The 25882-nt window shown below is 71.9% G+C and carries 20 protein-coding genes; 12 read left to right on the top strand and 8 right to left on the bottom strand.

Translation table 11 applies throughout. The features are described 5' to 3' along the window. Window positions 1–10 precede the first annotated feature (10 nt). Entirely contained in the window at window positions 11–742 is a 732-nt protein-coding gene (locus F5972_RS14090; RefSeq protein ID WP_150933879.1) for an MBL fold metallo-hydrolase, read from the bottom strand. A gap of 54 nt (window positions 743–796) precedes the next feature. Between F5972_RS14090 and F5972_RS14085 the strand changes: the two genes are divergently transcribed. Together F5972_RS14085 and F5972_RS14080 are read left to right on the top strand one after the other, a co-directional pair. Then, window positions 797–1612, top strand: coding sequence for a putative RNA methyltransferase (locus F5972_RS14085; RefSeq protein ID WP_150933878.1), 816 nt, complete (start codon window positions 797–799; stop codon window positions 1610–1612). A gap of 110 nt (window positions 1613–1722) precedes the next feature. Next, a complete protein-coding gene (locus F5972_RS14080) occupies window positions 1723–3504 on the top strand; it encodes a S9 family peptidase (RefSeq protein ID WP_150933877.1) in 1782 nt (593 codons plus the stop codon). 18 nt (window positions 3505–3522) lie between these two features. Here the strand turns inward: F5972_RS14080 and F5972_RS14075 are convergent, their stop codons facing one another. Continuing rightward, entirely contained in the window at window positions 3523–5055 is a 1533-nt protein-coding gene (locus F5972_RS14075) for a PP2C family protein-serine/threonine phosphatase (protein WP_225311458.1), read from the bottom strand. A gap of 158 nt (window positions 5056–5213) precedes the next feature. Between F5972_RS14075 and F5972_RS14070 the strand changes: the two genes are divergently transcribed. From F5972_RS14070 to F5972_RS38110, 3 genes are all read left to right on the top strand, one after another. Continuing rightward, window positions 5214–9428 carry a HAMP domain-containing protein gene (locus F5972_RS14070; protein WP_150933876.1) on the top strand — a complete coding sequence of 1405 codons (4215 nt, stop codon included), beginning with the start codon at window positions 5214–5216 and terminating at the stop codon, window positions 9426–9428. 3 nt (window positions 9429–9431) lie between these two features. Beyond that, a complete protein-coding gene (locus tag F5972_RS14065) occupies window positions 9432–10064 on the top strand; it encodes a response regulator (RefSeq protein ID WP_150933875.1) in 633 nt (210 codons plus the stop codon). A gap of 99 nt (window positions 10065–10163) precedes the next feature. Further along, window positions 10164–11309, top strand: a complete 1146-nt coding sequence (locus F5972_RS38110) for a MerR family transcriptional regulator (RefSeq protein WP_225311457.1) — start codon at window positions 10164–10166, stop codon at window positions 11307–11309. A gap of 241 nt (window positions 11310–11550) precedes the next feature. Here F5972_RS38110 and F5972_RS38105 read toward each other — a convergent pair whose 3' ends face one another. Both F5972_RS38105 and F5972_RS14045 read right to left on the bottom strand, forming a co-directional pair. Beyond that, window positions 11551–13707, bottom strand: coding sequence for an NYN domain-containing protein (locus tag F5972_RS38105; protein ID WP_225311456.1), 2157 nt, complete (start codon window positions 13705–13707; stop codon window positions 11551–11553). Window positions 13708–13935: 228 nt separating this feature from the next. Continuing rightward, window positions 13936–16977: an RNA polymerase sigma factor gene (locus F5972_RS14045; RefSeq protein ID WP_191910103.1), complete on the bottom strand. Its 3042-nt coding sequence runs from the start codon at window positions 16975–16977 to the stop codon at window positions 13936–13938. A gap of 141 nt (window positions 16978–17118) precedes the next feature. Between F5972_RS14045 and F5972_RS14040 the strand changes: the two genes are divergently transcribed. Continuing rightward, on the top strand, window positions 17119–17661 hold the full coding sequence (locus F5972_RS14040) for an orotate phosphoribosyltransferase (RefSeq protein ID WP_150933873.1): 543 nt from the start codon (window positions 17119–17121) through the stop codon (window positions 17659–17661). Here F5972_RS14040 and F5972_RS14035 read toward each other — a convergent pair. Further along, window positions 17633–18079, bottom strand: a complete 447-nt coding sequence (locus F5972_RS14035; RefSeq protein ID WP_150933872.1) for a hypothetical protein — start codon at window positions 18077–18079, stop codon at window positions 17633–17635. The genes F5972_RS14040 and F5972_RS14035 overlap by 29 nt on opposite strands. Window positions 18080–18144: 65 nt before the next feature. Continuing rightward, window positions 18145–18849, bottom strand: coding sequence for a DedA family protein (locus tag F5972_RS14030; protein WP_225311455.1), 705 nt, complete (start codon window positions 18847–18849; stop codon window positions 18145–18147). A 177-nt stretch (window positions 18850–19026) separates the two neighbouring features. Between F5972_RS14030 and fbaA the strand changes: the two genes are divergently transcribed. The 4 genes from fbaA to F5972_RS14010 all read left to right on the top strand — a co-directional run bounded on the left by fbaA (window position 19027) and on the right by F5972_RS14010 (window position 23021). Beyond that, complete coding sequence (gene fbaA / locus F5972_RS14025; protein ID WP_150933871.1) at window positions 19027–20049, top strand: class II fructose-bisphosphate aldolase; 1023 nt, start codon at window positions 19027–19029, stop codon at window positions 20047–20049. Window positions 20050–20151: 102 nt separating this feature from the next. Continuing rightward, the gene (locus tag F5972_RS14020) at window positions 20152–20574 is read left to right on the top strand and encodes a DUF3151 domain-containing protein (protein WP_150933870.1); all 423 of its coding nucleotides are present in this window, start codon (window positions 20152–20154) and stop codon (window positions 20572–20574) included. A 160-nt stretch (window positions 20575–20734) separates the two neighbouring features. Beyond that, window positions 20735–22018, top strand: a complete 1284-nt coding sequence (locus tag F5972_RS14015) for an adenylosuccinate synthase (protein WP_150933869.1) — start codon at window positions 20735–20737, stop codon at window positions 22016–22018. Between the two features lie 73 nt (window positions 22019–22091). Beyond that, window positions 22092–23021 carry a glycerophosphodiester phosphodiesterase family protein gene (locus F5972_RS14010; RefSeq protein ID WP_150933868.1) on the top strand — a complete coding sequence of 310 codons (930 nt, stop codon included), beginning with the start codon at window positions 22092–22094 and terminating at the stop codon, window positions 23019–23021. 178 nt (window positions 23022–23199) lie between these two features. Here the strand turns inward: F5972_RS14010 and F5972_RS14005 are convergent, their stop codons facing one another. Both F5972_RS14005 and F5972_RS14000 read right to left on the bottom strand, forming a co-directional pair. Further along, entirely contained in the window at window positions 23200–23403 is a 204-nt protein-coding gene (locus tag F5972_RS14005; protein ID WP_150933867.1) for a ferredoxin, read from the bottom strand. Between the two features lie 21 nt (window positions 23404–23424). Further along, the gene (locus F5972_RS14000; RefSeq protein WP_150933866.1) at window positions 23425–24621 is read right to left on the bottom strand and encodes a cytochrome P450; all 1197 of its coding nucleotides are present in this window, start codon (window positions 24619–24621) and stop codon (window positions 23425–23427) included. Window positions 24622–24796: 175 nt separating this feature from the next. Between F5972_RS14000 and F5972_RS13995 the strand changes: the two genes are divergently transcribed. Both F5972_RS13995 and F5972_RS13990 read left to right on the top strand, forming a co-directional pair. Further along, the gene (locus F5972_RS13995; RefSeq protein ID WP_150933865.1) at window positions 24797–25489 is read left to right on the top strand and encodes a TetR/AcrR family transcriptional regulator; all 693 of its coding nucleotides are present in this window, start codon (window positions 24797–24799) and stop codon (window positions 25487–25489) included. Then, window positions 25486–25860: a nuclear transport factor 2 family protein gene (locus F5972_RS13990; RefSeq protein ID WP_150933864.1), complete on the top strand. Its 375-nt coding sequence runs from the start codon at window positions 25486–25488 to the stop codon at window positions 25858–25860. The genes F5972_RS13995 and F5972_RS13990 overlap by 4 nt, the downstream gene beginning before the upstream one ends. The last annotated feature ends 22 nt before the right edge of the window (window positions 25861–25882 follow it).

Genomic DNA, 25882 nt, shown 5'->3' with positions numbered 1-25882 from the left:
ACGTGGTCAATTAATTACGGAGGGTGATGAAGGGCTGAGGGAAGTGGGCGGGGGCGAGGACGGCGGCGCGGGCGAGGAGGTCCCGGCGCGTCCGTACGGCGAGATCGGGATCCTCGTCGTACACGTAGCGGATCGAGAGATCGGCGAGCTGCGCCGGGTGGTGCAGGAGGTCGCCGCTGATCAGCACGTCTCCGACCGCCACGCACTGGTGGCCGGGCGTGTGCCCGGGAGCGTGCAGCACCCGGACGCCGGGAACGGCCTCGGCGTCGCCGTCGATCACGTCCAGACTCTCCCCCAGCGGCTCGACGATCCGCTCGCGCACCGGGCCGGACGCCCACTCGACCTCCGCCCGCTGGAGCACGTAGCGGGCGTTCGGGTAGGCCGGGGCGCCGTCCACGACGCACCCGCCGGCGTGGTCGCTGTGCAGGTGGGTCACCACCACGACGTCGACGTCCGCCGGGGCGACCCCGGCGGCGGCCAGTTCGGCGCCGAGCCGTCCGGGCAGGGGCGCCCAGGTCGCGGGTGAGTCCGCGCCGCCGATGCCGGTGTCCACCAGGACCGTACGGCCCCCGGCCCGCAGCAGGTAGCAGTGGAAGTGGAGCACCCACTCCTCGTCGGGGCCGAACGACGAGCCGGGGAACATCTCCGGCAGCGGTTTGCGGATGGGGGGACCCATCGGGCCCACGGCGTCGCACAGGGGAGTGATCTCGACACCGGCCACGACTCTCGGCTCGTACGGCATCGGACCACGATACGGCGGGTGCGACGACGCCCGGGCGGCCGGGATGATGGAGGTGTGCTCGCCGACGTCATCGACCTGCTCGTCTGCCCGCTCTGCACCGCGAAGATCCACCTGGAAGGGGGATCGGTGCGGTGCGGGAGCGGCCATTCCTTCGACGTCGCGCGCCAGGGATACGTGAACATGCTCACCCGGCCCGCCGGCACGGCCGACACGCCCGGCATGGTCGCGGCGCGGGCGCGCTTCCTCGACGCGGGCCACTACTCTCCGCTGGCCCGCCGCCTCACCCGGCTGTGCGCGGGCGCGGAGGTGGTCGCCGACGCGGGCGCGGGCACCGGCCACTACCTGGCGGCGGCGCTCGGCGACGGCGCGGTGGGGATCGCGCTCGACGTGTCCAAGCACGCGCTGCGGCGGGCCGCCCGGGCCCATCCCCGTGTCGGCGCGGTCGTCGCGGACGTGTGGCGGCCCCTGCCGGTCGGCGACGCCCGCGTCGACGTGCTGCTGAACGTCTTCGCGCCGCGCAACGCGCCGGAGTTCGCCCGGGTCCTGCGGCCGGGCGGGACGCTGGTCGTCGTGACGCCCGGCCCCGGCCACCTGCGCCCGCTCGTGGAACGGCTCGGCCTGCTGTCGGTGGACGAGGACAAGGAGCGCCGCCTGGAGGAGAGCCTCGGCGGCGTGTTCACCCGGGAGGGCGAGGAGATGGAGGAGTTCACACTCTCTCTCGGCCACGAGGAGGCCGGAGCGGTGGTCGGCATGGGCCCGAGCGCCTGGCACACGCGGCCGGAGGAACTGGCCGCGCGAATCGGCGACCTGCCCGATCCGGTCGAGGTGGCCGCCTCGTTCCGCGTCTCCCGCTGGACGGCCCGCACCTGACCTTTCCTCTGTGGGCGGAATCGTCGCCCGACATCACCCATTTAGCGGTCATTGTCGCGCCTCACAGGACATACTGAACGCGACCCCGTAGGTGCGCAGGGGAGGGCGGCATGAAGGCCGAGGAACGCTGGCAGGCCAGGTTCCGGGCACCGCGCGTGACCCTGCCCACGTGGGCGCGGCAGGCGCCGCATCGTGCCGTCTACCGCGGCAACGCCTCCGGCGCCTGGGAGATCTACGCCTGGGACCGGTCGAGCGGGCGCACCCGCCAGGTCACCGACCGCCCCAACGGCACCCGGCACGGCGCGATCGACCCGACCGGCCGCTGGGTCTGGTGGTTCGGCGACTCCGGCGGCGACGGGCAGGGCGTCTGGTCGCGGCAGCCGTTCGACGGCGGCCCCGACGTGCCCCTGTCCATGCCGCCCGGTCATCCGGGCGGGCTCGCGCTCGCCTCCGACGGCACCGCGGCGGTCGGCCGTTCCTCCCGGGACGGTTTCGAGATCCTGCTGGCCAGGCCGGAAGACGAGCCGGTGCGGCTCTACCACCACGACGAGTACGCCGTGGTCGCGGACATGTCCCTCGACGGGGCGGTCGTCGCCGTCAACCACAGCGAGTACGGCGACCTGCTGCACCCGGCCGTACGGGTGCTGAAGGCGAACGGATCGGTGGCCGCCGAGCTGGACGACGGGCCCGGCAAGGGGGTGATCGGAGTCCGCTTCGCCCCCGTGCCCGGCGACCGGCGGCTGCTGGTCCTGCACGAGCGCCGGGGCCGCCGCGAGCCGCTCGTGTGGGACACGGTGACCGGCGAGCAACGGGAGATCTGGTTGCGTGGGCGCGGGGAGATCTCCGCCGACTGGTACGACGACGGCCGCGCCCTGCTGATCGTCCACAACCACCGGGGCCGCACCGAACTGTTGCGCTACGACCTCGCCGGGGGCGGTCTCACCCCCATCGACAGCCCGCACGGGGTGATCGAGGCGGCGGCGCCGCGGCCCGACGGCACCGTCGAGTACGCCTGGTCGAGCGCGGCCCACCCTCCGGTGATCAGGTCGAGCAACGGCCACGTCGTCTTCAGCCCCGGCCGTACGCCACCGCCGTCCGTGCCGCTGGAGGACATCGACGTGGAGGGCCCGGCCGGCCGCATCCACGCCCTCGTCTCCCGGCCGGAACGGGCCGCCGCGCCGTACCCTGCGGTGTTCCTGTTGCACAGCCAGCCGGCCGCGTTCGACGGCGTCCCGGGCGGGCAGGACGACGACTCCTTCCAGCCGCAGGTGGCGGCGTGGGTGGACAGCGGCTTCGCGGTGATCCGGGTGAACCACCGCGGCTCGGCCGGGTACGGCTCGGCCTGGCGCGACGCGCTGCGCGGAGACGTCGGCCACATCGAGCTCGCCGACGTGGCGGCGGTGCGCGACTGGGCCGTGGAACACGGCATCGCCGACCCCGACCGTCTCGTGCTCGCCGGGGCCTCGTGGGGCGGCTACCTGACCCTGCTCGCGCTCGGCACCCAGCCGAAGGCGTGGGCGGCGGGGATCGCGACCATGCCCATCCCCGACCACGCGGCGATGTACGAGCAGGAGGCCGAGTGCCTGCGCGCGGCGCACCGGGCGCTGCTCGGCGGCTCTCCGGCCGAGGTGCCCGACCGGTACGCCGCCTCCTCCCCGATCACGTACGCCGACATGGTCGAGGCGCCGCTGCTGATCATCGCGGGGGACGACGATCCGCACTGCCCGATGGAGCAGATGGAGCGCTACGTGCGGGCCCTCGCCGACCACGGCCGCGAGGCGACCCTCTACCGGTACGCGGCGGGGCCCGACGGCACGCCGGCGGTCGAGGAGAGGGTCCGGCAGATGGCGGCGTCCATCGACTTCGCCGTCCGCGCCCTGGGCCGGGCCTGACCAGCCTGAGGCAGCCGGTCAGGGAGCGCGCAGGACGAGGATGGCGAGGTCGTCGGCGCTCGGTTCGGGCGCGAAGTCCTGCACGGCGCGGCGGATGCGCTCGGCGACGGCGCGGGCGGACAGGTCGGCGCACTCCGCCAGCAGCCGGGCGAGGCCGCCGTCGTCGTCCAGCAGCCGGTCGCCCGACCTCCGCTCGGTCACCCCGTCGGTCACGCCGAGCAGCACGTCACCGGGCGTGAGCCGCAGCTCGTCCTCCTGGAACCTCGCCTCGGGGAACACCCCGAGCAGCGACTGCGGCGAGGCGACGACCTCGACCTCGCCGTTCGGCCGCAGCCGCATCGCCTCCGGGTGCCCGGCGGAGACGAGCCGGATGTCGAGCCCTTCGGGCACGACGTTGATCTGGCCGTGCAGCAGCGTCAGGAAGCGGGCGCGCTCCCCCTCCTCCAGGATCGCCTGGTTGAGGCGGCCCACGACGGCGGCCACGCCGTACCCCTCGCGGGCGAGCAGCCGGAGCGTGTGCCGGGCCAGCCCGGTCACGGCGGCGGCCTCGGGGCCGGTGCCGCACACGTCGCCGATCGCGAACCGCCAGACGCCCTGGGCGACCGGGAACAGGTCGTAGAAGTCGCCGCCGACCTCGTTGGTCTCCCCGGCCGGCTCGTAGATCACGTGGAAGTCGAGACCGGGCGTGTCCGGCTCGTCGGGCGGCAGCAGGCTGCGCTGGAGCGCCCGGTTGGCCGCGGCCTGCTGCGCGTACAGGCGGGCGTTGTCGAGCGCCAGCGCCGCGCGCCGGCCGAGGTCCTCGGCGATCTGCATCGCCTCGTCGGGGAAGTGGTCGCGCCGGCCCAGGCACATCACGCCGAGCCGCCGCCCGCGCGCGGTCAGCGGGTACGCCAGCGCCTGCCACTCGCCGAGCGGCAGCACGGCGGGCCCGTCGTCCCCCGGCAGCGCGACGTCCTCCAGCTCGTCGCGCATGACGTCGATCTGCGTCTCGTCCGCGTGCCACAGGTACGCGGGGCGCAGGTCGCCCGAGCCGTCCTGCGCGGTGTAGACGGCGCACCAGCTGGCCAGGCGCGGCACCACGATCTGCGCGATGATCGCCGGCACCATCTCGGGGTTGAGCGTGCCCGCCAGCAGGTCGCTCGCGTCGGCCAGAAAGCCGAGCCAGCCCGGGCCGTGCGCGGCCTCCAGCAGCCACTCGTCGCTCTGCACCGGCTCACCGCCGGGCAGGTCGAGCCGGGCCCACCGGGTGCGCAGGGACGAGGTGAACGTCACACCCCAGGTCGCGGCCTCGGCCTGCGGCCCGAAGTCGGGGTCGTCCGACTTCTCCCGCACCTCCACCTGGACGGTCTCCCCGTGGTGCAGCCAGGCCACCTCGAAGGGCCCTCCGGACGCCCCGGCGACGAGTTCGCCCACCAGGCGCTCGGCTTCCGGGCACACGGACAGGGCCGCCCACGCGGTCATCACTTCACGCGTGAACCGCTTCGCGTCGGGTACGGCCGTCTCGCCCGGCGTGAATGACGCGGCGAGAACGGCACGAGGGGAAACAGCCACCGCTTCTTGCTTACCACACTTCGGGCTGACGCCGGGTCAGGCAAGGGGGCCCCGCACCCCACGGAACGTGACAGACTGGCATGGAGTCCACGGCTGGACAAGGCCGTACTGGCCGCTGCCTTGGTCGCGTCAGCCCCGATCGGGGTAAAGGAGGCTAGATGTCGCCCGCCAACGTCGAACTGGCCGGGACCGAACGGACCTACACCGAATCCGATCTCGTTCCCTTTCTGGAAACCCTCATCACCTGGCGGGACGGCGACTTCCGCCGGCGCGTCTCCCACGCCCCCGCGGGGATCCTCAGCGAGATCAGGCTGCTGCTCAACGAGGTGGCGGACCGGCGTGAGCACCTGGCCAACGAGCTGGCCCGGGTGCGCCGCGAGGTCGTCAAGGAGGGCCGGTTCACCGAGCGGCTGAGCCCGGGACCGGGCGTGGGCGCCTGGGCGGAGAGCGTGGGCTCGGTCAACGACCTCATCGACGCGATCGTCACCCCGGTCAGCGGCGCCGCCGACGTCATCGACGCGGTGGCCAAGGGCGACCTGTCCCGCCGGATCGACGTGGACCGCGCGGCCCGGGGCGAGGTGCGGCGGCTCGGCAAGGCCATCAACGGCATGGTCGACCAGCTCTCGCTGTTCACCTCGGAGGTGACCCGGGTCACCCGCGACCTCGGCACCGAGGGCCGGCTGGGCGGCCGGGCCAACCTGCGCGGCATGTCGGGAAGCTGGCGCGACCTCACCGAGGCCGTCAACACGATGTCCGACCGTGTCTCGGCGCAGGTGCGCGACATCGCCGAGGTGACGACCGCGGTGGCCAAGGGCGACCTGAGCCGCAAGGTCACCGTCGACGCCGTCGGCGAGATGCTGGAGCTCAAGCACACCGTCAACACGATGGTCGACCAGCTCTCGGCGTTCGCCGAGGAGGTCACCCGGGTCGCCCGCGAGGTCGGCACCGAGGGCAAGCTGGGCGGTCAGGCGCAGGTGCGCGGCGTATCGGGGACGTGGAAGGACCTCACCGACAACGTCAACTTCATGGCGAACAACCTGACCTCGCAGGTCCGGCAGATCGCCGTGGTGTCCACCGCCGTCGCGAAGGGCGACCTGTCCAGGAAGATCACCGTGGACGCCCAGGGCGAGATCCTGGAGCTCAAGGAGACCCTCAACACGATGGTCGACCAGCTCTCGGCCTTCGCCGACGAGGTCACCCGGGTCGCCCGCGAGGTCGGCACCGAGGGCAAGCTGGGCGGCCGCGCCGAGGTGAAGGGCGTGTCGGGCGTCTGGAAGGACCTCACCGACAACGTCAACTCGATGGCCAGGAACCTCACGTACCAGGTGCGCAACATCGCCCAGGTGACCACGGCCGTCGCCAACGGCGACTTCACCCGGAAGATCGACGTCGACGCCCAGGGCGAGATGCTCGAACTCAAGAGCACCATGAACACCATGGTCGACCAGCTGTCGTCCTTCGCCTCGGAGGTGACCCGCGTCGCCCGCGAGGTCGGCACCGAGGGACGCCTCGGCGGCCAGGCGCAGGTGCGCGGCGTCTCGGGCAACTGGAAGGACCTCACCGACAACGTCAACTTCATGGCGAACAACCTGACGTCCCAGATCCGTCAGATCGCCGTCGTGTCCACCGCCGTCGCCCAGGGCAACCTGTCGAAGAAGATCACCGTGGACGCCCAGGGCGAGATCCTGGAGCTCAAGGACACGATGAACACGATGGTCGACCAGCTCTCTGCGTTCGCCGCGGAGGTGACCCGCGTCGCCCGCGAGGTCGGCACCGAGGGACGCCTCGGCGGCCAGGCCCGGGTGCCGGGCGTCTCGGGCGTCTGGAAGGACCTCACCGACAACGTCAACTCGATGGCCAACAACTTCACCTACCAGGTGCGCAACATCGCCCAGGTGACCACGGCCGTCGCCAACGGCGACCTGACCCGGAAGATCGACGTCGACGCCCAGGGCGAGATCCTCCAGCTCAAGAGCACCATGAACACCATGGTCGACCAGCTGTCGTCCTTCGCCTCGGAGGTGACCCGCGTCGCCCGCGAGGTGGGTTCGGAGGGTCAGCTCGGCGGCCAGGCCCGGGTCGAGGGCGTCGAGGGCACCTGGAAGCGGCTCACCGAGAGCGTGAACGAGCTGGCCGGCAACCTCACCACGCAGGTCCGCGCGATCGCCGAGGTGACCAGCGCCGTCGCCAGGGGCGACCTCACCCGGTCGATCACCGTGGAGGCCCCCGGCGAGCTGGCCCAGCTCAAGGACAACATCAACACGATGGTGTCCACCCTGCGCCAGACCACCAAGACCAACCAGGAGCAGGACTGGCTCAAGTCCAACCTGGCCCGGATCTCCCGCCTCATGCAGGGCCACCGCGACCTCATGGAGGTCGCGCGGCTGATCATGAGCGAGCTCACCCCGCTCGTGTCGGCCGGGCACGGCGCCTGCTACCTCTACGACGACGGCCGGCTCAACCTCATCGCCGGGTACGGCATCCAGCCGGGGTCCTCCCCCAAGCCGCGCTTCGAGCTGGGCGAGGGGATCATCGGCCAGGCCGCCCTGGAGGCCAAGCAGATCATCCTGGAGAACGTCCCGGCCGACTCGATCACGATCGAGACCGGGCTCAGCCGGTCGCACCCGGCGCAGATCGTCGTGCTGCCGATCCTGTTCGAGAACAAGGTGCTCGGCGTCCTGGAGATGGCCTCGTTCACCCAGTTCAGCCAGGTGCACGTGGCGTTCCTCACGCAGCTCGTCGAGACCATCGGCGTCACCATCAACACGATCATGGCGAACTCCCGGACCGAGGCGCTGCTGACCGAGTCGCAGCGGCTCGCCATCGAGCTGCAGGAGCGCTCCGACGAGCTGCAGCGCCAGCAGGAGGAGCTGCGCCGGTCCAACGCCGAGCTGGAGGACAAGGCGGCGCTGCTGGCCAAGCAGAACCGGGCCATCGAGATCCAGAACTTCCAGATCGAGCAGGCCCGGCGGACGCTGGAGGAGCGCGCCGAGCAGCTCGCGGTGTCGTCCCGCTACAAGTCCGAGTTCCTGGCGAACATGTCCCACGAGCTGCGTACCCCGCTGAACAGCCTGCTCGTGCTCGCCAAGCTGCTCACGGAGAACGCCGAGGGCAACCTGACGCCGCAGCAGGTCGAGTTCGCCCGCACCATCCACGACGCGGGCTCGGCGCTGCTCCAGCTCATCAACGACATCCTCGACCTGTCCAAGGTCGAGGCGGGCCGCATGGACATCCACCCGCAGGCCATGTCGGTGGCCGCGCTGGTCGAGTACATGGAGGCGACGTTCGCCCCGCTCGCGCGCGACAAGGGGCTCTCCTTCACCGTCGACGTCGATCCCTCGGTGCCCGGCGACGTCAGCAGCGACGAGCAGCGCCTGCAGCAGGTGCTGCGCAACCTGCTGTCCAACGCGGTGAAGTTCACCCACGAGGGCGAGGTCAGCCTGGAGGTGACCCGCGCGGCCGCCGACGTGCCGTACGTGGACGAGAAGCTGCAGGGCGCGCGGGACATGCTCGCCTTCAAGGTCGTCGACACCGGCATCGGCATCGCGCCGGACAAGCTCGAAGTGATCTTCGAGCAGTTCCGGCAGGCCGACGGCACAACCAGCCGCAAGTACGGCGGCACGGGCCTCGGCCTGTCGATCTGCCGGGAGATCGCCCGCCTCCTCGGCGGCGAGATCCACGTCCAGAGCACGCCCGGAGCGGGCAGCACCTTCACGCTCTATCTGCCGCCGAGCTACTCCGGGCCGCTCGCCGCGTCCGACGGCGGTGCGATCACCTCGCTGGCGTCCGTGGACGGACCCGAGGTGGACGTGCCCGAGCTGCACATAAAGGAGATCCTCCCGGAGATCCCGCTGCCGACCGACCCGCCCATGGCGCAGCTCGCCCCGTTCCCCGACGGCCACGTCCACGACTGGCAGGGCGACGACCCGCTGTCCGGAGCCAAGATCCTCATCGTGGACGACGACATCCGCAACGTCTTCGCGCTGACCAGCGTGCTGGAACGGCACGGCTCGACCGTCGTCTACGCCGAGAACGGCCGTGAGGGCATCGAACAGCTCGAACGCAACGAGGACGTCGCGCTCGTCCTGATGGACATCATGATGCCCGAGATGGACGGCTGGGCGACGACCTCGGCGATCAGGAAGATGCCGCAGTTCGCCGATCTCCCGATCATCGCGCTGACGGCGAAGGTCATGCGGGGCGACCGGGAGAAGAGCATCGCGTCGGGCGCGTCCGACTACGTGCCGAAGCCGGTCGACGTGGACCGGCTGCTCGAACGACTGCGCGGATGGCTCATGCGCGGGCGGAACGTGGGCACAGAAAGGACGAGGGGCGTGCCGGCCCCCGAGCCCCGCGACTCCCAGGAGGCATGATCGATGCCTGACCGCGCCAGGGTCCTGCTGGTCGACGACCGCGAGGAGAACCTGATCGCCCTCGAGGCGATCCTGAGTTCGCTGGACGTCGTGCCCGTACGGGCACGCTCCGGCGAGGAGGCGCTGAAGGCTCTCCTGTCGAGCGACTTCGCCCTCATCCTGCTCGACGTGCGCATGCCCGGCATGGACGGCTTCGAGACGGCCGCGCACATCAAACGCAGAGAGCGCACCAGAAACATCCCGATCATCTTCCTGACCGTGGTCGACAGCGCGCCCGACTACGCCTTCCGCGGGTACGCCGCCGGAGCGGTCGACTACCTCACCAAACCGTTCGACCCCTGGGTGCTGCGCGCGAAGGTCTCCGTGTTCGTGGAGCTCTACGCCATGAACCGGCGGCTCACCGAGCAGGCGGCGCTGCTGCGCGAGCGGCTGGCCGGTGAACTGCCCGGAGGCGGCGGGACCGACCTGACGTCCGTCCTGGCCGAGCTGGCCAAGCGGCTGGCCGCCGTCGAGGACGACCTGCGCCGGGTGCGGGAACTGGCCGGCGAGCCGGACGAGTCACCGCTGAGCGGCGCGATCTCCGACCTGGGCGAGCGGGTCGCCCACCTGCGGGCCGGCTTCGACGCCCTCGGCTGAGGCTCGACGCCCTCGGCTGAGACATCGCCTCATCCCCGCCGGACCGGACCTCCTCCGCCGGCTTGCACCTCCCCCAGGGGGAGACGGAAGGGTGGAGGCATGGACGGCGACACGTTGTGTTCGATCGGCGAACTGGCGGCGCGAACCGGGCTGACGATCAAGGCGATCCGGTTCTACTCCGACCGCGGGATCGTGCCGCCCACCGACCGAAGCCCGGCCGGCCACCGCCGCTACGGCCCTGACGCCGTGGCCCGCCTGGACCTCGTACGCACACTGCGCGACCTGGGAATCGACCTTCCCACGATCAGGAAGGTTCTCGACCGGGACGCCACCCTGGCCGAGGTCGCGGCGGCGCACGCCGAGGCGCTGTCGGTGCAGATCCGCGTGCTGCGGTTGCGGCACGCGGTGGCGCTCGCGGTGGCCAGGCGCGGCTCCACCCCTGAGGAGACGGATCTTATGCACAGACTCGCCCGGCTCACCGAAGACGAACGACGGCGGCTGATCGACGACTTCCTCGACGCCGCCTTCGGCGAACTGGACGCCGACCTGACCGGGATCAGACGCACGATGACCCCCGAACTCCCCGACGACCCCGAACCCGAGCAGGTCGAAGCCTGGGTCGAACTCGCCGAACTGTCCGCCGACCCGGCCTTCCGGGCCGCCCTCAGGCGCATCGCCGAGCAGCACGTAGCCGACCGCGCAGCCGCCACCGCCCCACGCCCGGACACCGCCGTCCCACGCCCGGACATCGCCCCACATCGGGGCACCGCCCCACGTCCAGAGGCCGCCCCACGCCCGGGCACCGTCCCACGTCCAGAGGCCGCCCCACGCCCGGGCACCGTCCCACGCCCAGAGGCCGCCCCACGCCCGGGCACCGTCCCACGTCCGGACGCCGCCCCACGCCCGGGCACCGTCCCACGCCCGGACACCGTCCCACGCCCGGACGCCGTCGCGATCGTCCGCGACCAGGTCGCCCCCGCACTTGCGGCGGGCGTCGATCCTGCCTCGTCCGGCGCCGGACCGTACCTCGCCGCGATCACCGCACGGTATGCCGCGACCCTGCGCCGCCCGGACGACGCGGCCCTGCGCCGTCGGTTGCTCACGCTGCTGGAAACCGCGAACGACCCGCGCCGCCAGACCTACTCCCGGCTGCTCGCCGTGGTCAACGGCTGGCCACCCCCGGACGACCCGACACCCGCCCTCACCTGGTGCGTCCGGGCCCTGCGCACCCGGACTCCGGGTTAGCGGGGACTCCACGAACCTTGGCCGGGCCGGTCACGGCGCCGGAAGGCCCACGGTCCTCCTTTGGCCGGGCCGGTCACTGAACCGGAAGAAACCCCCGGCCTTCCCCTGGCCGAGTCGGTCACTGCGCCGGAAGCAACCTCCGGTCCTCGCGAAGCCCGCTTCGCTGGGCCTTCGCTGCGGTCCTCGGTCCCTTCCGCTCCGCTCCCTCCAGCCCGTTGATCGTTGGCGCTCACGGCGCCGGCTAGCGGCGGGCCCGCTCCAGGGCGTCCCAGAAGCCGCGCCGCAGCGCGTGCCGGACCTCGTCGTGGAGGAGGAAGTCGATCGGGAGCGACGACCCCTGCAGAAGCCTGGCCTCCAGGTCGGACGGCATGCGGGGCTTCCGGGCGAGCACCGCCTCCAGCCAGAGCGCGGGAGCGTCCCTGGCCACGGACTCGCCGAAGTCGTGGCCCTCCTTGTGCGCGGCCTGCACCGCCTCGGCCAGCGTCGTGGTGCCTCCGGGCTGCATCGGCACCGGCGCTGGCTGCGGGCCGGTGTACGGCCCGAGCTGGGAGGGCGAGTAACCGCCGGGGCCGGAGGCGTACTGGGTGTGCAGCGGTGTCGTCGGTGGCGCCTGACCTGCGGGTGGCGACGGCGGAGGGGGCGCCGGCAGCGGCATGGACGGGGGCGGCATCGATGAGGGTGGCGAAGCCGGGCGCTGCTGCGACTGGCCGAGCGACTGCTGGGCTTCCGGCGGATAGCCGTTGTAGACCGGTGGGGACGGCTGCGCCGGAAGCGCCGGGCGGGCGTGCCCGGAAGATCGGCCGCCACCGTGGGCCCCGGAGTGGGCGGCGGAGTGGGTCCCGGAGCCGTACGCGCCCGAACCCTGCGTTCCCGAGCTGTGGGTCTCCGAACCGTGGCCCCCTGAACCGTGGGTCTCAGAGCTGTGCGTCTCTGAGCCTCGCGTGCCCGAACCGTGAACACCCGAACCGTGAACACCCGAACCGTGAACACCCGAACCGTGAGCGCCGGGGCCGAACGCATCCGCGTCCTGCGCACCGGAACCATGCGCACTCGACCCGTGCGCACCCGAACCATGTACACCGGATCCGAGGCTGCCCGACATGGGACCGCCGGACGCATGACCGCCCGACGAGTGACCATCCGACGAGTGGCTGCCCGACGAGTGACCGTCCGACGAGTGGCTGCCCGACATGTGGCCGCCCGACCCCGTGGTGCCCGACGCGTGAGCGCCGGACGTATGGCTGCCGGACGAGTGGGCGCCCGTGCTGTGTGCCCCTCCGCCGAGCGACCCGCCCAGTGACGATCCTCCATGCGACGCCGAACCGAGCGATCCCGGATCATGCGAACCGGCACCATGCGAAGTGGCGCTGTGCGAACCGGTGCCGTGCGAACCGGCACTATGTGAACCGGCGCTGTGGGAGCCGGCGGCGTGCGACCCACCGCTCTGTGCCAGCCCATCGGACGCCGGCGCACCAGATGCCGGAAGACCCGGCGTCGAAGCGTCTGACGACGAGGTGCCCGGCGTCGAGGCGTCTTGTGCGCCCGGATCACGTGAGCCGGAGCCGTGCGCATCCGGACCGCTCAGGGCCGGACCGCTCAGGCCCGAGCCGTACGAGGCGCTGTCGTGCCCGCCGGCGGCGGGAAGGCCTGCGGTGTGCGAGCCGAGGATGTAGCCGGCCTGCGACTGCGATCCTTGGGGCCGCGGCCCGTTCGGCGGCGAACCGTGCAGGTGGGAGCCGTTGACCTGGGTGCCGGCGGGCAGCGAGCCGTTCGTGTGGGCGACGACGCCGTTGCCGTGGTGCTGGCCGTTACCCGCCGTCAGCTGGTGCTGCCCGTTGCCGATGTTCTGGCCCGCGTCCGCCGTGGTCGAGAGCGCGACGTACGGTCGCAGGTGCGCGCCCGCGATCTCCACGAGGTCGTCGCATTCCTGGCGCAGGGTGCGCGCGGCGGACCAGGCGCCGTCCGCGGCCAGTTGCATGACCGTCACGCGGATGCCGAGGTCCTGCGCGTCGCTCACCACCTGGGTGAGATCCTCGTCACCGCTGACCACGACCGCGTCGCAGACGGCGTTGTTGCGGGCCAGGGTCATCAGGTCGCGGTGGACCTGCGCGTCCACGCCCTCGCGGCGGCCCGGGCGGATGCGTCCGAGGCGGAGCTTGAGACCGGGAATGTCGGCCAGCACGTCGTGCTCGGGCGTCCGGCGGCCCTCGACGGTCGCCTCGTACCAGTAGCAGCGCAGCAACGGCAGGCCAGTGCGCTCACGCGACAGGTTCGTCAGGAACCGCAGCAGCCCGGGATAGTCCCAGGAGACGGCCTCGCGATGGCGGGTCCCATGGACGGCCATCGCGCCGTCTGCCAGCAAGTAGCCGGCGTCAACGAACAGCGCGCAGCGATCCACGCGACACCGCCCTTCCTACGTGGCTCTCTCAGGGTAGTCAAGCGTGTGTTCCCGCGAGGGTGATTCCCGGCGATTCAGCCCTCGCCCCCTAATGGGAGATCGGGACATCCGCGGCCCCTGGAATCGGAAGCGTTCAGCCCGACCGTACCAGTTTGTCCAGGTATTACCTGCCACTCATTCGTTATCGGTCACCTTCGGGAAAAGCTCCCCTCGGACAGGCGGAATATGTCAGGACCACGTCCTCGCGCTCACGACCGCGACCCCGAAGAAGGCCGGCTCGCGCCTGGTGGCCAGACGCAGCGTGGGGCGGCGCCCGAGCAGCGTGTGGAGTGAGTCCACCGCGACGCCGCCGGTGGTGTCCGCCGCGAGGACACCCGCGTCCCGCCGGTCCTCGCCGCGACCCCGGCCGCGCTCGGTGGCGATCCCGGCCCTGACCCCCTCGGCGTTCCACACCATTAGATCGATGCGCGCCGGGGCGCCGCCGGGAGCCAGTCCGTCGAGGGGGATTCGCAGAGCCTCCTCCTCGACCCCGACGACGGCCGCGGCGTCCAGCACCACCACCCGCGTGTACGGCTGCCGCTCGTCCACGGCCAGCACCACCAGGCCCCAGGCGGCGTGGCGGACCGTCCCCGTACGCGCCGGGGCCGCCCCGGCGACCCACCAGCGGCCCCCGCCCGCGGCGCGGACCAGGGACGTGACGTCGGCGAACGCCTGGTAGCCGGGTCCCGTCGGCAGATTCCGCCGCGCGATCTCGGCCGCGCGCACGGTGACGTACGCCGGGCTGCCCGGCGCCCGCACCCTGACGTCGCCGGTGGGATGCGCCCGCCTGCCGTCCGCCGACCAGTAGAGCCCGGCCCACAGCACCCGGCCGGCCCTGGGCAGAGCGAGATCGGCGCAACTCGACGTCGGCGTCGAGTCGTCCGCGTCGAGGTCGACGGGCACGCTGGCGCCCGCGCCACGACCGGGAGCGGCGGAGGCGGCGGCGCCGCAGGGGACGGGCGGCGCGGCGGTGCTCAAGAGCGCGTTGCCGACGACCCTCGTCACGAGACGGCCGTCGGCGGCGAACCTGGCCGCCACACCCGACCCGCGTACTCCCGCCGTCGACCGCGCGGCGGCCTCCGTCCGCCCCGAGCGGACCCGGACTGTGAAAGCCCTTCCCGTGGGCGCGTCCGCGGCCACGGCCACCTTCAGGAAGAGCGCGGTCACCTCCCCGGCCGCCAGCGGCCCGCGGGCACACCGCACGACCCGGCCCTCCGCCGTGCAGGCCCACCCGTCCCCCGTGCCGCCGTCCTCCCTATCGCCGTCCCCCGCGCCACCACTCCCCGTGCCGCCGTCCTCCGTACCACCGCGCCCCGTCCCGCCGTCCTCCGTGCCGCCGCTCCCCGCACCACCTCTCCCCGTGCCGCCGCTCCCCCTCCCACCGTCTTTCGTGCGCCCGCCCTGATGAGCGCTGGAAGGCGCCCCGGCCTGCCCGTATCGGCTTCGGGCGACGAACCTGACTCCCGGCGGGAGCGTCACGGTCGCGACGACCTCGTCCTTCCCTGCCGCCTTCTTCCCCTCCTCGTTCTCCCCCTCTGTGGGTGCGCCGCCCGCGTTGCGCAGCCGTACGGCGACGAGGCCCGGCTGCCCGCGCAGCAGTGCGCCGAGCGGGTCGATGGCGACGACCGGCCCGGCCGCGCCGGGGTGCGGGGTACGCGTGGCGTGCCGCTTCCCGCTCTCGCCGCCGGGCCGGGCGCGCCGGACGGCGTGATCCTGGGCAGCGTGATCCCGGACGGCGGCGCGGGTCTGCCCGGGAACCCGCTGACGCACCTCCTGGCGGGTGGGGAACTGCTGGTGCGCCTCCCAGCGGCCCTGTTCGCGGTTCGTCTCGTACGGCGCACGAGGAACCTGCCGGCGCACCCGCTGCCGTTCCGGGGCCGAGGAGCGGCCCTCCTGTGCGGGGGCGTGCCCCGCGTTCACCCGGACGTCGGAGGAGTGCCGGGGAGCCGGAGGCCACCCGGCGTGCCCTCGGCCGTCAGGCGGTGGCGGGACCGGGTCGTCCGGCCCGGCCGGCTCCGGCATCGCGGCCGTCCCGGCCGGTGTCGCGGGACTGACCGGCTCGTCCGGCTCCGCTCCCCGCGCGAGAGCCGGGCCGGGAGTGCCTGTGCCGGTGGCGGGTCCCTGCCGGTCCGGGGCCTCTCCCGGCTCGCCCGTCCGGTTCGGTGATCCCGAGATGCTCACCGGAAGCACGCCCGCCGGTTCGGCGACGAGCAGGAAGGCCACCGTCGCCAGGCCGGCCACGGCGATGCCGCCCAGCACCGCGCGGTACGGCGCCGGCACGCTTCGCACGAGGGCCGGCAACCGCATGAGGGGCGTCCGCACCCGGTCGCCGGTGGCCCCGAGCGTCGCGACCGCGCCCGTCCAGGCGCTTCGCACGGAGACCCCGGCCCTGTCATAGACGGCCCGCAGGCCGGCCAGGGGGCTGCCGCCCATTCGGGCGCCCGCCCTGGCCTCCCCGCCGGGGGCCTGATCGTGCCGCCTGTGCGCGGCGAGGTCCGCGAGGTAGTCGTCCACGGCCGGCCCCGCGACAAGCTGGCCGACGACGTCCCGCAGCCCCTGCGTGAGGTCCACCATCTCCAGGAAGACCGACCGGCAGTCGATGCACTCGGCGACGTGCCCGTCGACCTCGGCGGCCTCCTGCTTCGGCAGGCCGTTCTCCATGTAACGCAGGATCGTGATGAGGATCGGCCGGCACTCCTCGCGCGGACCGCCGTCCAGGCGCAGCCGCACGTACGCCTCCCGCAGCGCGCGGCGGGCCCTCCCCGTGAGCTCGACGGTCGCCCTTCCCGAGAGCCCGAGCAGCGGGCCCGCCTCCGCCGGATCGGCTCCCTCGATCTCCATGTGCCACAGCGCCATGCGCCAGCGCTCCGGCAGCGAGAGATAGGCGCGGGCGAGCGGCGCGCGTTCGAGCCCCTTCAGCTCGGGGTCCACGTAGAGGGAGTCGCCGTCGGCCAGGTCGACCGCCCCGGTGGCGGCGTACCGGCGCAGCGACGCCAGCAGGTAGGGCCGGAAGGCGGAGGCCGGGCCGCCGCCGCGCCGCACCAGCTCCAGCACCCTCGCGAAGATCTCGACGAGGAGGTTCTCGACCGCCTCCTCACTCTGCGTGAGCTGCCGGGCCAGGGACCGGGCGGCGGCGGAGTGACGCCGGTAGAGCGTTCCGTACGCCGCCGTGTCGCCTCCCCGGACGGCTTCGAGCAGCTCCACGTCGGTAAGCCGGACTTGTCTACGCATTGCGACCTCGCGATTACGATGAGTTGCATCGCCAATCATTCCGCAGTCCGCGTCCTGGCTAAACCGCAGCCGGGCCTTTACTCTGCGTAGCCGTCGGCCCCTGCGAACCGTCCCGCCGGGCCGGCCGTACGCTGAGGTTCCATGAGTGACCGCGAGAAGCTGCTGGACGAGATCAAGAACAAGGGCATCGTGCACGGGCGGGTCGTGCTGTCCTCGGGCAAGGAGGCCGACTGGTACGTCGACCTGCGCCGCATCACCCTCGACGGCGTGGCGGCGCCTCTGGTGGGGCGGGTCATGCTGGACCTCACCGAGGATCTCGGCTACGAGGCGGTCGGCGGCCTGACGCTGGGCGCGGACCCCGTGGCGACGGCGATGCTGCACGCGGCGGCGGCCCGGGGGCGCACGCTCGACGCGTTCGTCGTCCGCAAGGCGGGCAAGGCCCACGGCCTGCAGCGCAGGATCGAGGGCCCGGACGTCGCCGGACGCCGGGTGCTCGCCGTGGAGGACACCACCACGACCGGCGGGTCGGTGCTCACCGCCGTGGAGGCGCTGCGCGAGGCGGGCGCGGAGGTCGTGGGCATCGCGACGATCGTGCACCGGGGCGGCGACGAGGCGCTGGCGGCGACCGGGGTGCCGTACCGCTCCGCCTACACGCTCACGGACCTGGGGATCGCGTCACACTGAACGCCTGCCGCTCGCCGGGCGGCCCGGGCGACCTGGCGGTTCCGTTCGCGAAGACCTCGACCGTGCTCGCGTCGTCCAGGACGACGTCGAGCTCGGGGTCGAAGTAGGACGCCTGCTCGCCCCGGGCCAGGTCCCGGTCGACCAGCACGTCGCCGCCCGGCACCCGGACGAACACCGGGCACCGGTCGGCCTGGCACACCACCCGTACGGTGGGCACGCGGGGCGGGGACGTCGCGGTGGAGGGCCGGGCCGCCGGGGACGGGGACGCGGCGGCCGGAGTGCCCCCCGGCTCCCCTGATCCGAACGTGGAGAACAGCGCTCTGCCGCCGATCACGATCACGGCGAGCAGCAGCACGACCGCCAGGCCGACGAGTGCCAGCCTCGCGATTCCGAGGGGATCAGACCTGTGGCGTCCCACAACCCGGAGAGTAGCGGTTGTGCGGGAAATTCATTGCTGAGCTGTCATTTATCGTCGGGCACTCGTCAGACGCCGGGGTGGTTCCGCTGTTCCACGCCGGCGTGGTGGCGGCCCTTCGGCACGACGACGGCGGCCCGGCGGCTCTTGATCACTTCACGCACGATGGGGATGATCGACAGGAGGACGACGACGAAGACGCCGGGAAGGATGTACTTGTCGATGCCGTCGACCTTCTTGCCGAGGAAATAACCGAGCAGCAGCAGCGCCTCGACCCAGACGACGCCGCCGACGACGTTCCAGACGAAGAACCGGCGCGCGTCCATCTCCAGGACGCCGGCCACGGGATTCATGAAGGTGCGGACGATCGGCATGAACCGCGCGACGACCACCGCCTTCGCCGGGCCGAACTTCTCGAAGTAGTGCTCCGCCTTCTCGACGTGCTCTCTCTTGAACAGCCGGGAGTCCGGCTTGTCGAACATCCTCCGGCCGACTTTCGCGCCCAGGAAATGACCCAGCTGCGCCCCCGCGATCGCGGCCAGCGGTGCGCCGATCAGCAGGGTCGGCAGCGACAGCGGCGCGATCCCGAAGCCCTGGGCCGCCGCGGCCGTACTGAAAATTCCAGCGGTCACGAGCAGCGAGTCGCCGGGCAGGAAGAACCCGACGAGCAGCCCCGTCTCCGCGAACACGATGGCGATGACACCGATCGTGGCGAAGGCGCCGAGCATGCCCAGCCACCACTTCGGGTCAAGAAGGTCCAAGAGCACGTCCACGGCCCGAGCCTACCTGTCCGGGATGAGACGAGACTGAGATGCGACAACGGCTGTGGAAAACCCGGGTCGCGGAATGACCGCGGCTTTCGGCGGCCTGCACCCGGCCCGGCTTTCCGGATCGGCCCGGCCTTCGGGATACTGGCCACGCCGCATACCGTCAGAAGGAGATGACTTCGCATGCCTATCGCGACTCCAGAGGTCTACGCCGAGATGTTCGACCGCGCCAAAGCGGGCGGCTTCGCGTACCCGGCGATCAACGTGACCTCGTCGCAGACCCTGCACGCCGCGCTGCGTGGCTTCGCGGAGGCGGAGAGCGACGGGATCATCCAGGTGTCGACCGGAGGGGCTGAGTTCCTGTCCGGCACCACGGTGAAGGACATGGTCACCGGGTCGGTGGCGTTCGCCGAGTTCGCCCGTGTGGTCGCCGAGAAGTACCCGGTGACGGTCGGTCTGCACACCGACCACTGCCCCAAGGACAAGCTGGGCTCTTTCGTCCGCCCGCTGCTGGACATCTCCGCCGAGCGCGTCGCGCGCGGCCAGGACCCGCTGTTCCAGTCGCACATGTGGGACGGCTCCGCCGTGCCGCTGGACGAGAACCTCCAGATCGCCAGCGAGCTGCTGGACAAGACCGCCGCCGCCAAGGTGATCCTCGAGATCGAGATCGGCGTCGTCGGCGGCGAGGAGGACGGCGTCGTCGGCGAGATCAACGAGAAGCTCTACACGACGCCCGAGGACGCGCTGGCCGTCGCCGAGACCCTCGGCCTGGGCGAGCGGGGCCGCTACATCGTGGCCGCCACCTTCGGCAACGTGCACGGCGTCTACAAGCCGGGCCACGTCAAGCTCCGCCCGAGCGTGCTCAAGGAGATCCAGGAGGCCGTCGGCGCGAAGTACGGCAAGGAGAAGCCGTTCGCCCTCGTCTTCCACGGCGGCTCCGGCTCGGCCATGGAGGAGATCCACGAGTCGATCTCGTACGGCGTGGTGAAGATGAACATCGACACCGACACGCAGTACGCCTTCACCCGTCCGATCGTGGACCACATGTTCCGCAACTACGACGGCGTGCTGAAGATCGACGGCGAGGTGGGCAACAAGAAGGCCTACGACCCGCGCGCGTACGGCAAGCTCGCCGAGGGCGGCATGGCGCAGCGCATCGTCGAGGCCTGCCAGCACCTCAAGTCGGCGGGCACCAAGCTCAAGTAGCGGGCGGACCCGGTGGGAACGGAAGATCATTCTCGTATCGATCTTCCGTTCCCACCGGCCGGACCATACCTTTCGGGGTGTTCGGCAGGTAGAACTGTCCCCATGGAAACGCACGAGAACCTCCTCGCCGGCCCGCCGCCCACCCTGCTGCCCGACAACGCCGAGGCGCGGCAGATGCTCGAGTCGGGCGCCAAGGCGGCCGACGTGGCCGCGCGCTTCCCCGCCTACCCGGCGGCCTGGGGCGCGCTCGCCGACGACTACTTCGCCTCGGGCCACGCCGTCACCTCGTACGCGTTCGCCCGCACGGGTTACCACCGGGGTCTCGACCAGCTTCGCCGCGCGGGCTGGAAGGGCCACGGCCCGATTCCGTGGGAGCACGAGCCGAACCAGGGGTTCCTGCGTTGCCTGAACGCCCTGGCCAGGGCCGCCCAGGCGATCGGCGAGAAGGACGAGGCCGAGCGCTGCGCCCAGTTCCTGCGCGACAGCAGCACGTCCGCCGCGGAGGCGCTCGCGACGGCCTCCTGACGAGCTCCCCGCACGACTCGGGCACACAGCGGCATCCGGGGCCGTCTCGCGAGTTAAGACGCCGTTCACCGCCGGCGCGGCCCTCGGGTAGTCTCTGTGTGCAAGAGGCCCCTGCCGCGCTTGCGCCAGGGGCTTTCGTCGTGGTTCGGGAGATTTGACCATGCCGGCTGTCGTTCTCGTTGGTGCCCAGTGGGGCGATGAGGGCAAGGGGAAGGCCACCGACCTGCTCGGTGGTGACGTCGATTACGTCGTCCGTTACCAGGGCGGCAACAACGCGGGTCACACCGTGGTCATCGGCGACCAGAAGTACGCCCTGCACCTGCTGCCGACCGGGGTGCTGTCGCCGGACGTCGTTCCGGTGATCGGCAACGGGGTGGTCGTCGACCCGGGCGTCCTGCTCTCCGAGATCGACGGCCTCGCCGAGCGCGGCATCTCCTGCGAGCGGCTGCTGATCTCCGCCGGCGCGCACCTGATCATGCCCCAGCACAAGGCGATCGACAAGGTCAGCGAGCGTTTCCTCGGCAAGGCCAAGATCGGCACGACCGGCCGCGGCATCGGCCCGGCCTACGGCGACAAGATCTACCGCATGGGCATCCGGGTGCAGGACCTGCTCGACCCGGGCATCCTCGGCAAGAAGATCGAGGCCGCGGTGGGCGAGAAGAACCAGGTCCTCACCAAGATCTACAACCGCAGGGGCCTCGACCCGGCGAAGGTGCTGGAGGAGTACCTCGGCTACGCCGAGCGGCTGCGCCCGCACATCGCCGACACCTCGCTGGTGCTCTCGCGGGCGCTCGACCAGGGCAAGGTCGTGCTGCTCGAAGGCGGGCAGGGCACGCTGCTCGACATCGACCACGGCACCTATCCCTTCGTGACCTCCAGCTCCCCCACCTCGGGTGGCGCCTGCGCCGGCTCCGGCATCCCGCCGACCCGGCTGACCAGGATCATCGGCATCCTCAAGGCGTACACCACGCGGGTGGGCTCCGGGCCGTTCCCGACCGAGCTGCTGGACGAGCAGGGCGAGTGGCTGCGCCAGACGGGCGGCGAGTACGGCGTGACCACCGGCCGCGACCGCCGCTGCGGCTGGTTCGACGCGGTCATCGCGCGCTACGCCACCCGGATCAACGGCGTGACCGACTTCTTCCTGACCAAGCTCGACGTGCTGTCCGGTCTGGAGCGCATCCCGGTCTGCGTGGGGTACGACGTCGACGGCACGCGCCACGACGAGATCCCCATGACGCAGACCGAGTTCCACCACGCCACGCCGGTCTACGAGGAGCTGCCCGGCTGGCAGGAGGACATCACCAGCGCCAAGACGTTCGAGGACCTGCCGCCGAACGCGCAGGCGTACGTCAGGGCGCTGGAGGAGATGAGCGGCGCCCCGATCTCGGCCATCGGCGTGGGCCCCGGCCGCACCCAGACCATCCAGATTCGCCCGCTGATCTGATGGTTCCTGGCGTACGCGCCCGGAACCGGGGGATCACCCGCGCCGCCCCGGCGGGGCGGTAGGGTACGCCGCTGTGCACGGATACGTTGAGCTGCACGGGCACCGTGGAGCGCGGGGGCTGAGGCCCGAGAACACGCTGCCCGGCCTGGCCTTCGCGCTGGAGCTCGGGGTCGACGCCCTCGAGTTCGACGTCGCCATGTCGGCCGACGGGCAGCTCGTGCTCACCCACGATCTGCACGTCTCCCCGGTGACCAGCGCGGACACCGGCATGGCCACGCCGGGGGACGAGATGTTCCCGTACGTCGGCAAGCCGATCATCGCGCTCACGCTGCCGCAACTGCGGACCCTCGACGTCGGCGTACGGCTGCCGCAGCGGCCGGACGACCGCTTCGCGCTCACGCAGGTGCCGCTGCCGGACACCCGGATGCCCACGCTCGGCGCGGTCCTCGGCCTGATCGGCGCCCTCGGCGCGGACGACGTGCGGCTGAACGTGGAGCTCAAGTCGGATCCCACCCGTCCCGGCCTGTGCCCGGACCCGCGGCGGTTCGTGACGCAGGTCGTCGACGAGCTCGACCGGCACGACCGGCTCTCCAGGTCGGCCCTGCTCAGCTTCGACTGGCGGCTCCTGGAGATCGCCCGGCCGCTGGTCGAGCGGCGGTACGCCCTCGTGGAGCGCGACACGATGACGCCGGAGTGGATGAACGGCATCCGCCTCGGCGAGGTGGGCGGCGACCTCGCGGCGGCCGCCGCCGCGGTGGGCGCGACGACACTTTCCCCCGACCGGGTGCTCGTCGACGCGACGCTGATGGCGGGGGCGGCGCGGCACAGCCTGCCCGTCGTGGTGTGGACGGTGAACGAGCCCGACGAGGCGGCCCGGCTCATGGACCTGGGCGTGGCCGGCGTCGTCACCGACTACCCCGACCGCATGCGCCGGTTGTGGAAGGCACGCGGGCTGCCGCTGCCCCGGCCGGTCAGCCCGTTGCGCCCCGTGGGAGCGCCGTGACCCTGTTGTGAGAAGACACTGTTGTGAGAAGACATGGGAAGAGCCCCGCCGGCAGACGGGGCTCCAGGGTCACCCACAAGAATGGCTTACACAGCCACTTATCAGACAACCTCATCGCAGGGTGCGCGTCAAGTAGCTGAGCGTCACAACATCCCGCGTGTCACGCCGGGCCGCTCCCTCACTCCTCGATCGAGTCGAGCGAGAGGGCACCGGACGGGCAGAGCTGGACGGCTCTGCGCACCGCCGCCGCCCGTTCGGCCGACGGCTCGGGGTCGAGAACCTCGACCGTCCCGTCGTCCTCGCTCTGGTCGAAGACCTCGGGCAGCGTGAGCGCGCACATCCCCGCCCCGACGCACCGTCCGGTATCCGCCTTGATCTTCATCGTTTCCTCCCGCGCATCGCCTCACCAGAGCACCGGCAGGCGGCGTACCCCGTAGACCGCCGAGGTGGCCCGCATCGGCACCTCCTCCGGCGGCACGGCCAGGCGCAGACCGGGGAACCGGCGCAGCAGGGCCGGATAGGCGATCCGCATCTCGACGCGGGCGAGCTGCTGGCCCAGGCACTGATGGATGCCGTGGCCGAAGCTCAGGTGGCCCTGGGCCGACCGGGTCACGTCGAGCGTGTCGCCGCCCTCGAACCGCTCGGGGTCGCGGTTGGCCGCGCCCAGGGACAGGGTCACCGTCTCCCCGGCTCTGATCATGGTACCGCCGATCTCCACGTCCTCCAGAGCCGTCCGGGTGGGCCCGATGTGCAGGATGCTGAGGTAGCGCAGCAGCTCCTCCACCGCGTTCTCGACCGCGTCCGGGTCGTCCCGGACGACGGCGAGCTGCCGGGGGTTCGTCAGCAACGCGAAGGTGCCGAGGCCGAGCATGTTGGCCGTCGTCTCGTGGCCCGCGATGAGCAGCAGCAGGCCCATGCCGGCGATCTCGGCGTCCGTCAGCTCCTCGGAGGCGGCCAGGCCGCTCAGCATGTCGTCGCCCGGGTCCTTCCTCTTGGCGGCGACGAGATCGCTCAGGTAGGCGAGCAGGTCGTACATGGCCGTCCGGATCTCGTCGGTCGACGCCTCCAGATCGAGGATCACCGACGAGTCGTGCTGGAACTTCTCCCTGTCCTCGTACGGCACGCCGAGCATCTCGCAGATGACCAGCGACGGGATGGGCAGCGCGAAGGACCGGACGAGGTCGGCGGGGGCGCCCTCGCGCTCCATGGCGTCGAGGCGGCTCTCGGTGATGTCGTGGATGCGCGGTTCAAGCTGCTTCATCCGCCGTACGGTGAACTGCCCTGTCAGCAGCCGCCGGTACCGGGTGTGGTCGGGAGGATCCATCTGCAGGAAGAATCCCGGCGGCAGGGGGTCCCGCCGGAGCTCCACCCGCTGGGGAAGCGCCGAGTGCATCAGTTCGGGCCGGGTGCTGAAGCGGGCGTCGGCGAGGATGGCGCGGGACTCGGCATAACCGGTCGCCAGCCAGCCCTCGTGCCCGTCCCCGTACGTCATCCGCTGGAGCGGCGCCTCGGCGCGGCGGCGCGCCAGCTCGTCCGGCGGGTCGAACGTACGCTCACGCGCGAGGGGAAAAGTGGACAACCGGGGTGTCGCCTCTGTCATGACACGCTCCTGCGGAAGTGGAAACGGTCGATGTGCGCGAGCGGCCCGCTCCCCCTCACTCAACAACATCATCTGACATATCGCAATGACGATTGCGTACAGTTAATTGCGGACCGATCAGTCCTGGACCGATCGGTCCGCTACGGCTACAGTGAGATCGGCGGAAGGAACGCGAATGGCCCGACGGCAGGCGCCCGGCACGAGGGAACGGATTCTGCGGGTCGCGTCCCGTCTCTTCCAGGAGAACGGGGTGCGGGCCGTCGGCATGCAACAGGTCGTCGAGGAGGTCGGCCTGGGCAAGAGCCTGCTCTACCGGGAGTTCGACGGGAAGGACGACCTCGTCGCAGCCTGGCTGCGGGAGAGCGACACGGCGTGGTGGGCCGCGGTGGACGCGGCCCTCGCGCCGCACGACGGCGACCCGGCCGGGCAGCTGCTCGCGCTCGTCGAACTGGTGGCCGCCGCGGCCGCCTCACCCGGCTTCCACGGCTGCGTGTTCTACAACACCTCCAGCGAGTTCCGGGACGACGACCACCCCGCCCGCCAGGAGGCGCTCGCCCATCTGCGCAGGATGCACGGGCGCCTGGAGACGCTGGCGGAGGCGGCCGGAGCCGCTCACCCCGGCGCCCTCGCCGACGAGCTCATGCTGGTCGTCGGCGGGATGTACGCCACGGGTGCGGCCCTCGGCCCGGACGGCCCCGTACGCGCGGGCGTCGCGGCGGCCGGGTCCGCGATCGCCCGGCACTGCGCGACCGGCACTGAGCGACCGGGCACTGCGCGACCGGCACTGCGCGACCGGGCACTGAGCGACCGGGCACTGAGCGACCGGCGACATGAACGCGACACCCCCCAGGAGGATGACCCGAGATGACCGAAATATCCCAGGCGACCGACGAGACGACCATGACGATCATGCGGCGGTTCAACGACGCTTTCCTCACCCACGACCCGGGCCTGCTCGACGGGCTGATCGCCGAGGACTGCGTCCTGGAGAACTCCGGCCCGCCCCCGAACGGCTCCCGGCACGTGGGACGGCGGGAGTGTCTCGCCTTCTGGTCCGGCATCGCGGCCTCACGCGAGTCCACCTTCGAGCCGGAGGAGATCTGGACCGCCGGCGACCGCGCCGTCATCCGGTGGACGCTGCGCTGGGGACCCGGCCCGGCGGACCGGGTGCGCGGCGTCAACGTCATGAGGGTCCGGGACGGCCTGATCGCCGAGGGCCTGGGCTACGTGAAGGGCTGACGGGCGGCCGGGGAGAGGGGAA

It is taken from the genome of Microbispora cellulosiformans, assembly GCF_008728085.1.
Lineage (GTDB): Bacteria > Actinomycetota > Actinomycetes > Streptosporangiales > Streptosporangiaceae > Microbispora > Microbispora amethystogenes.
Note: the sequence above shows the minus strand (reverse complement) of the source record. Positions and strands in the feature narration are given on the sequence as shown.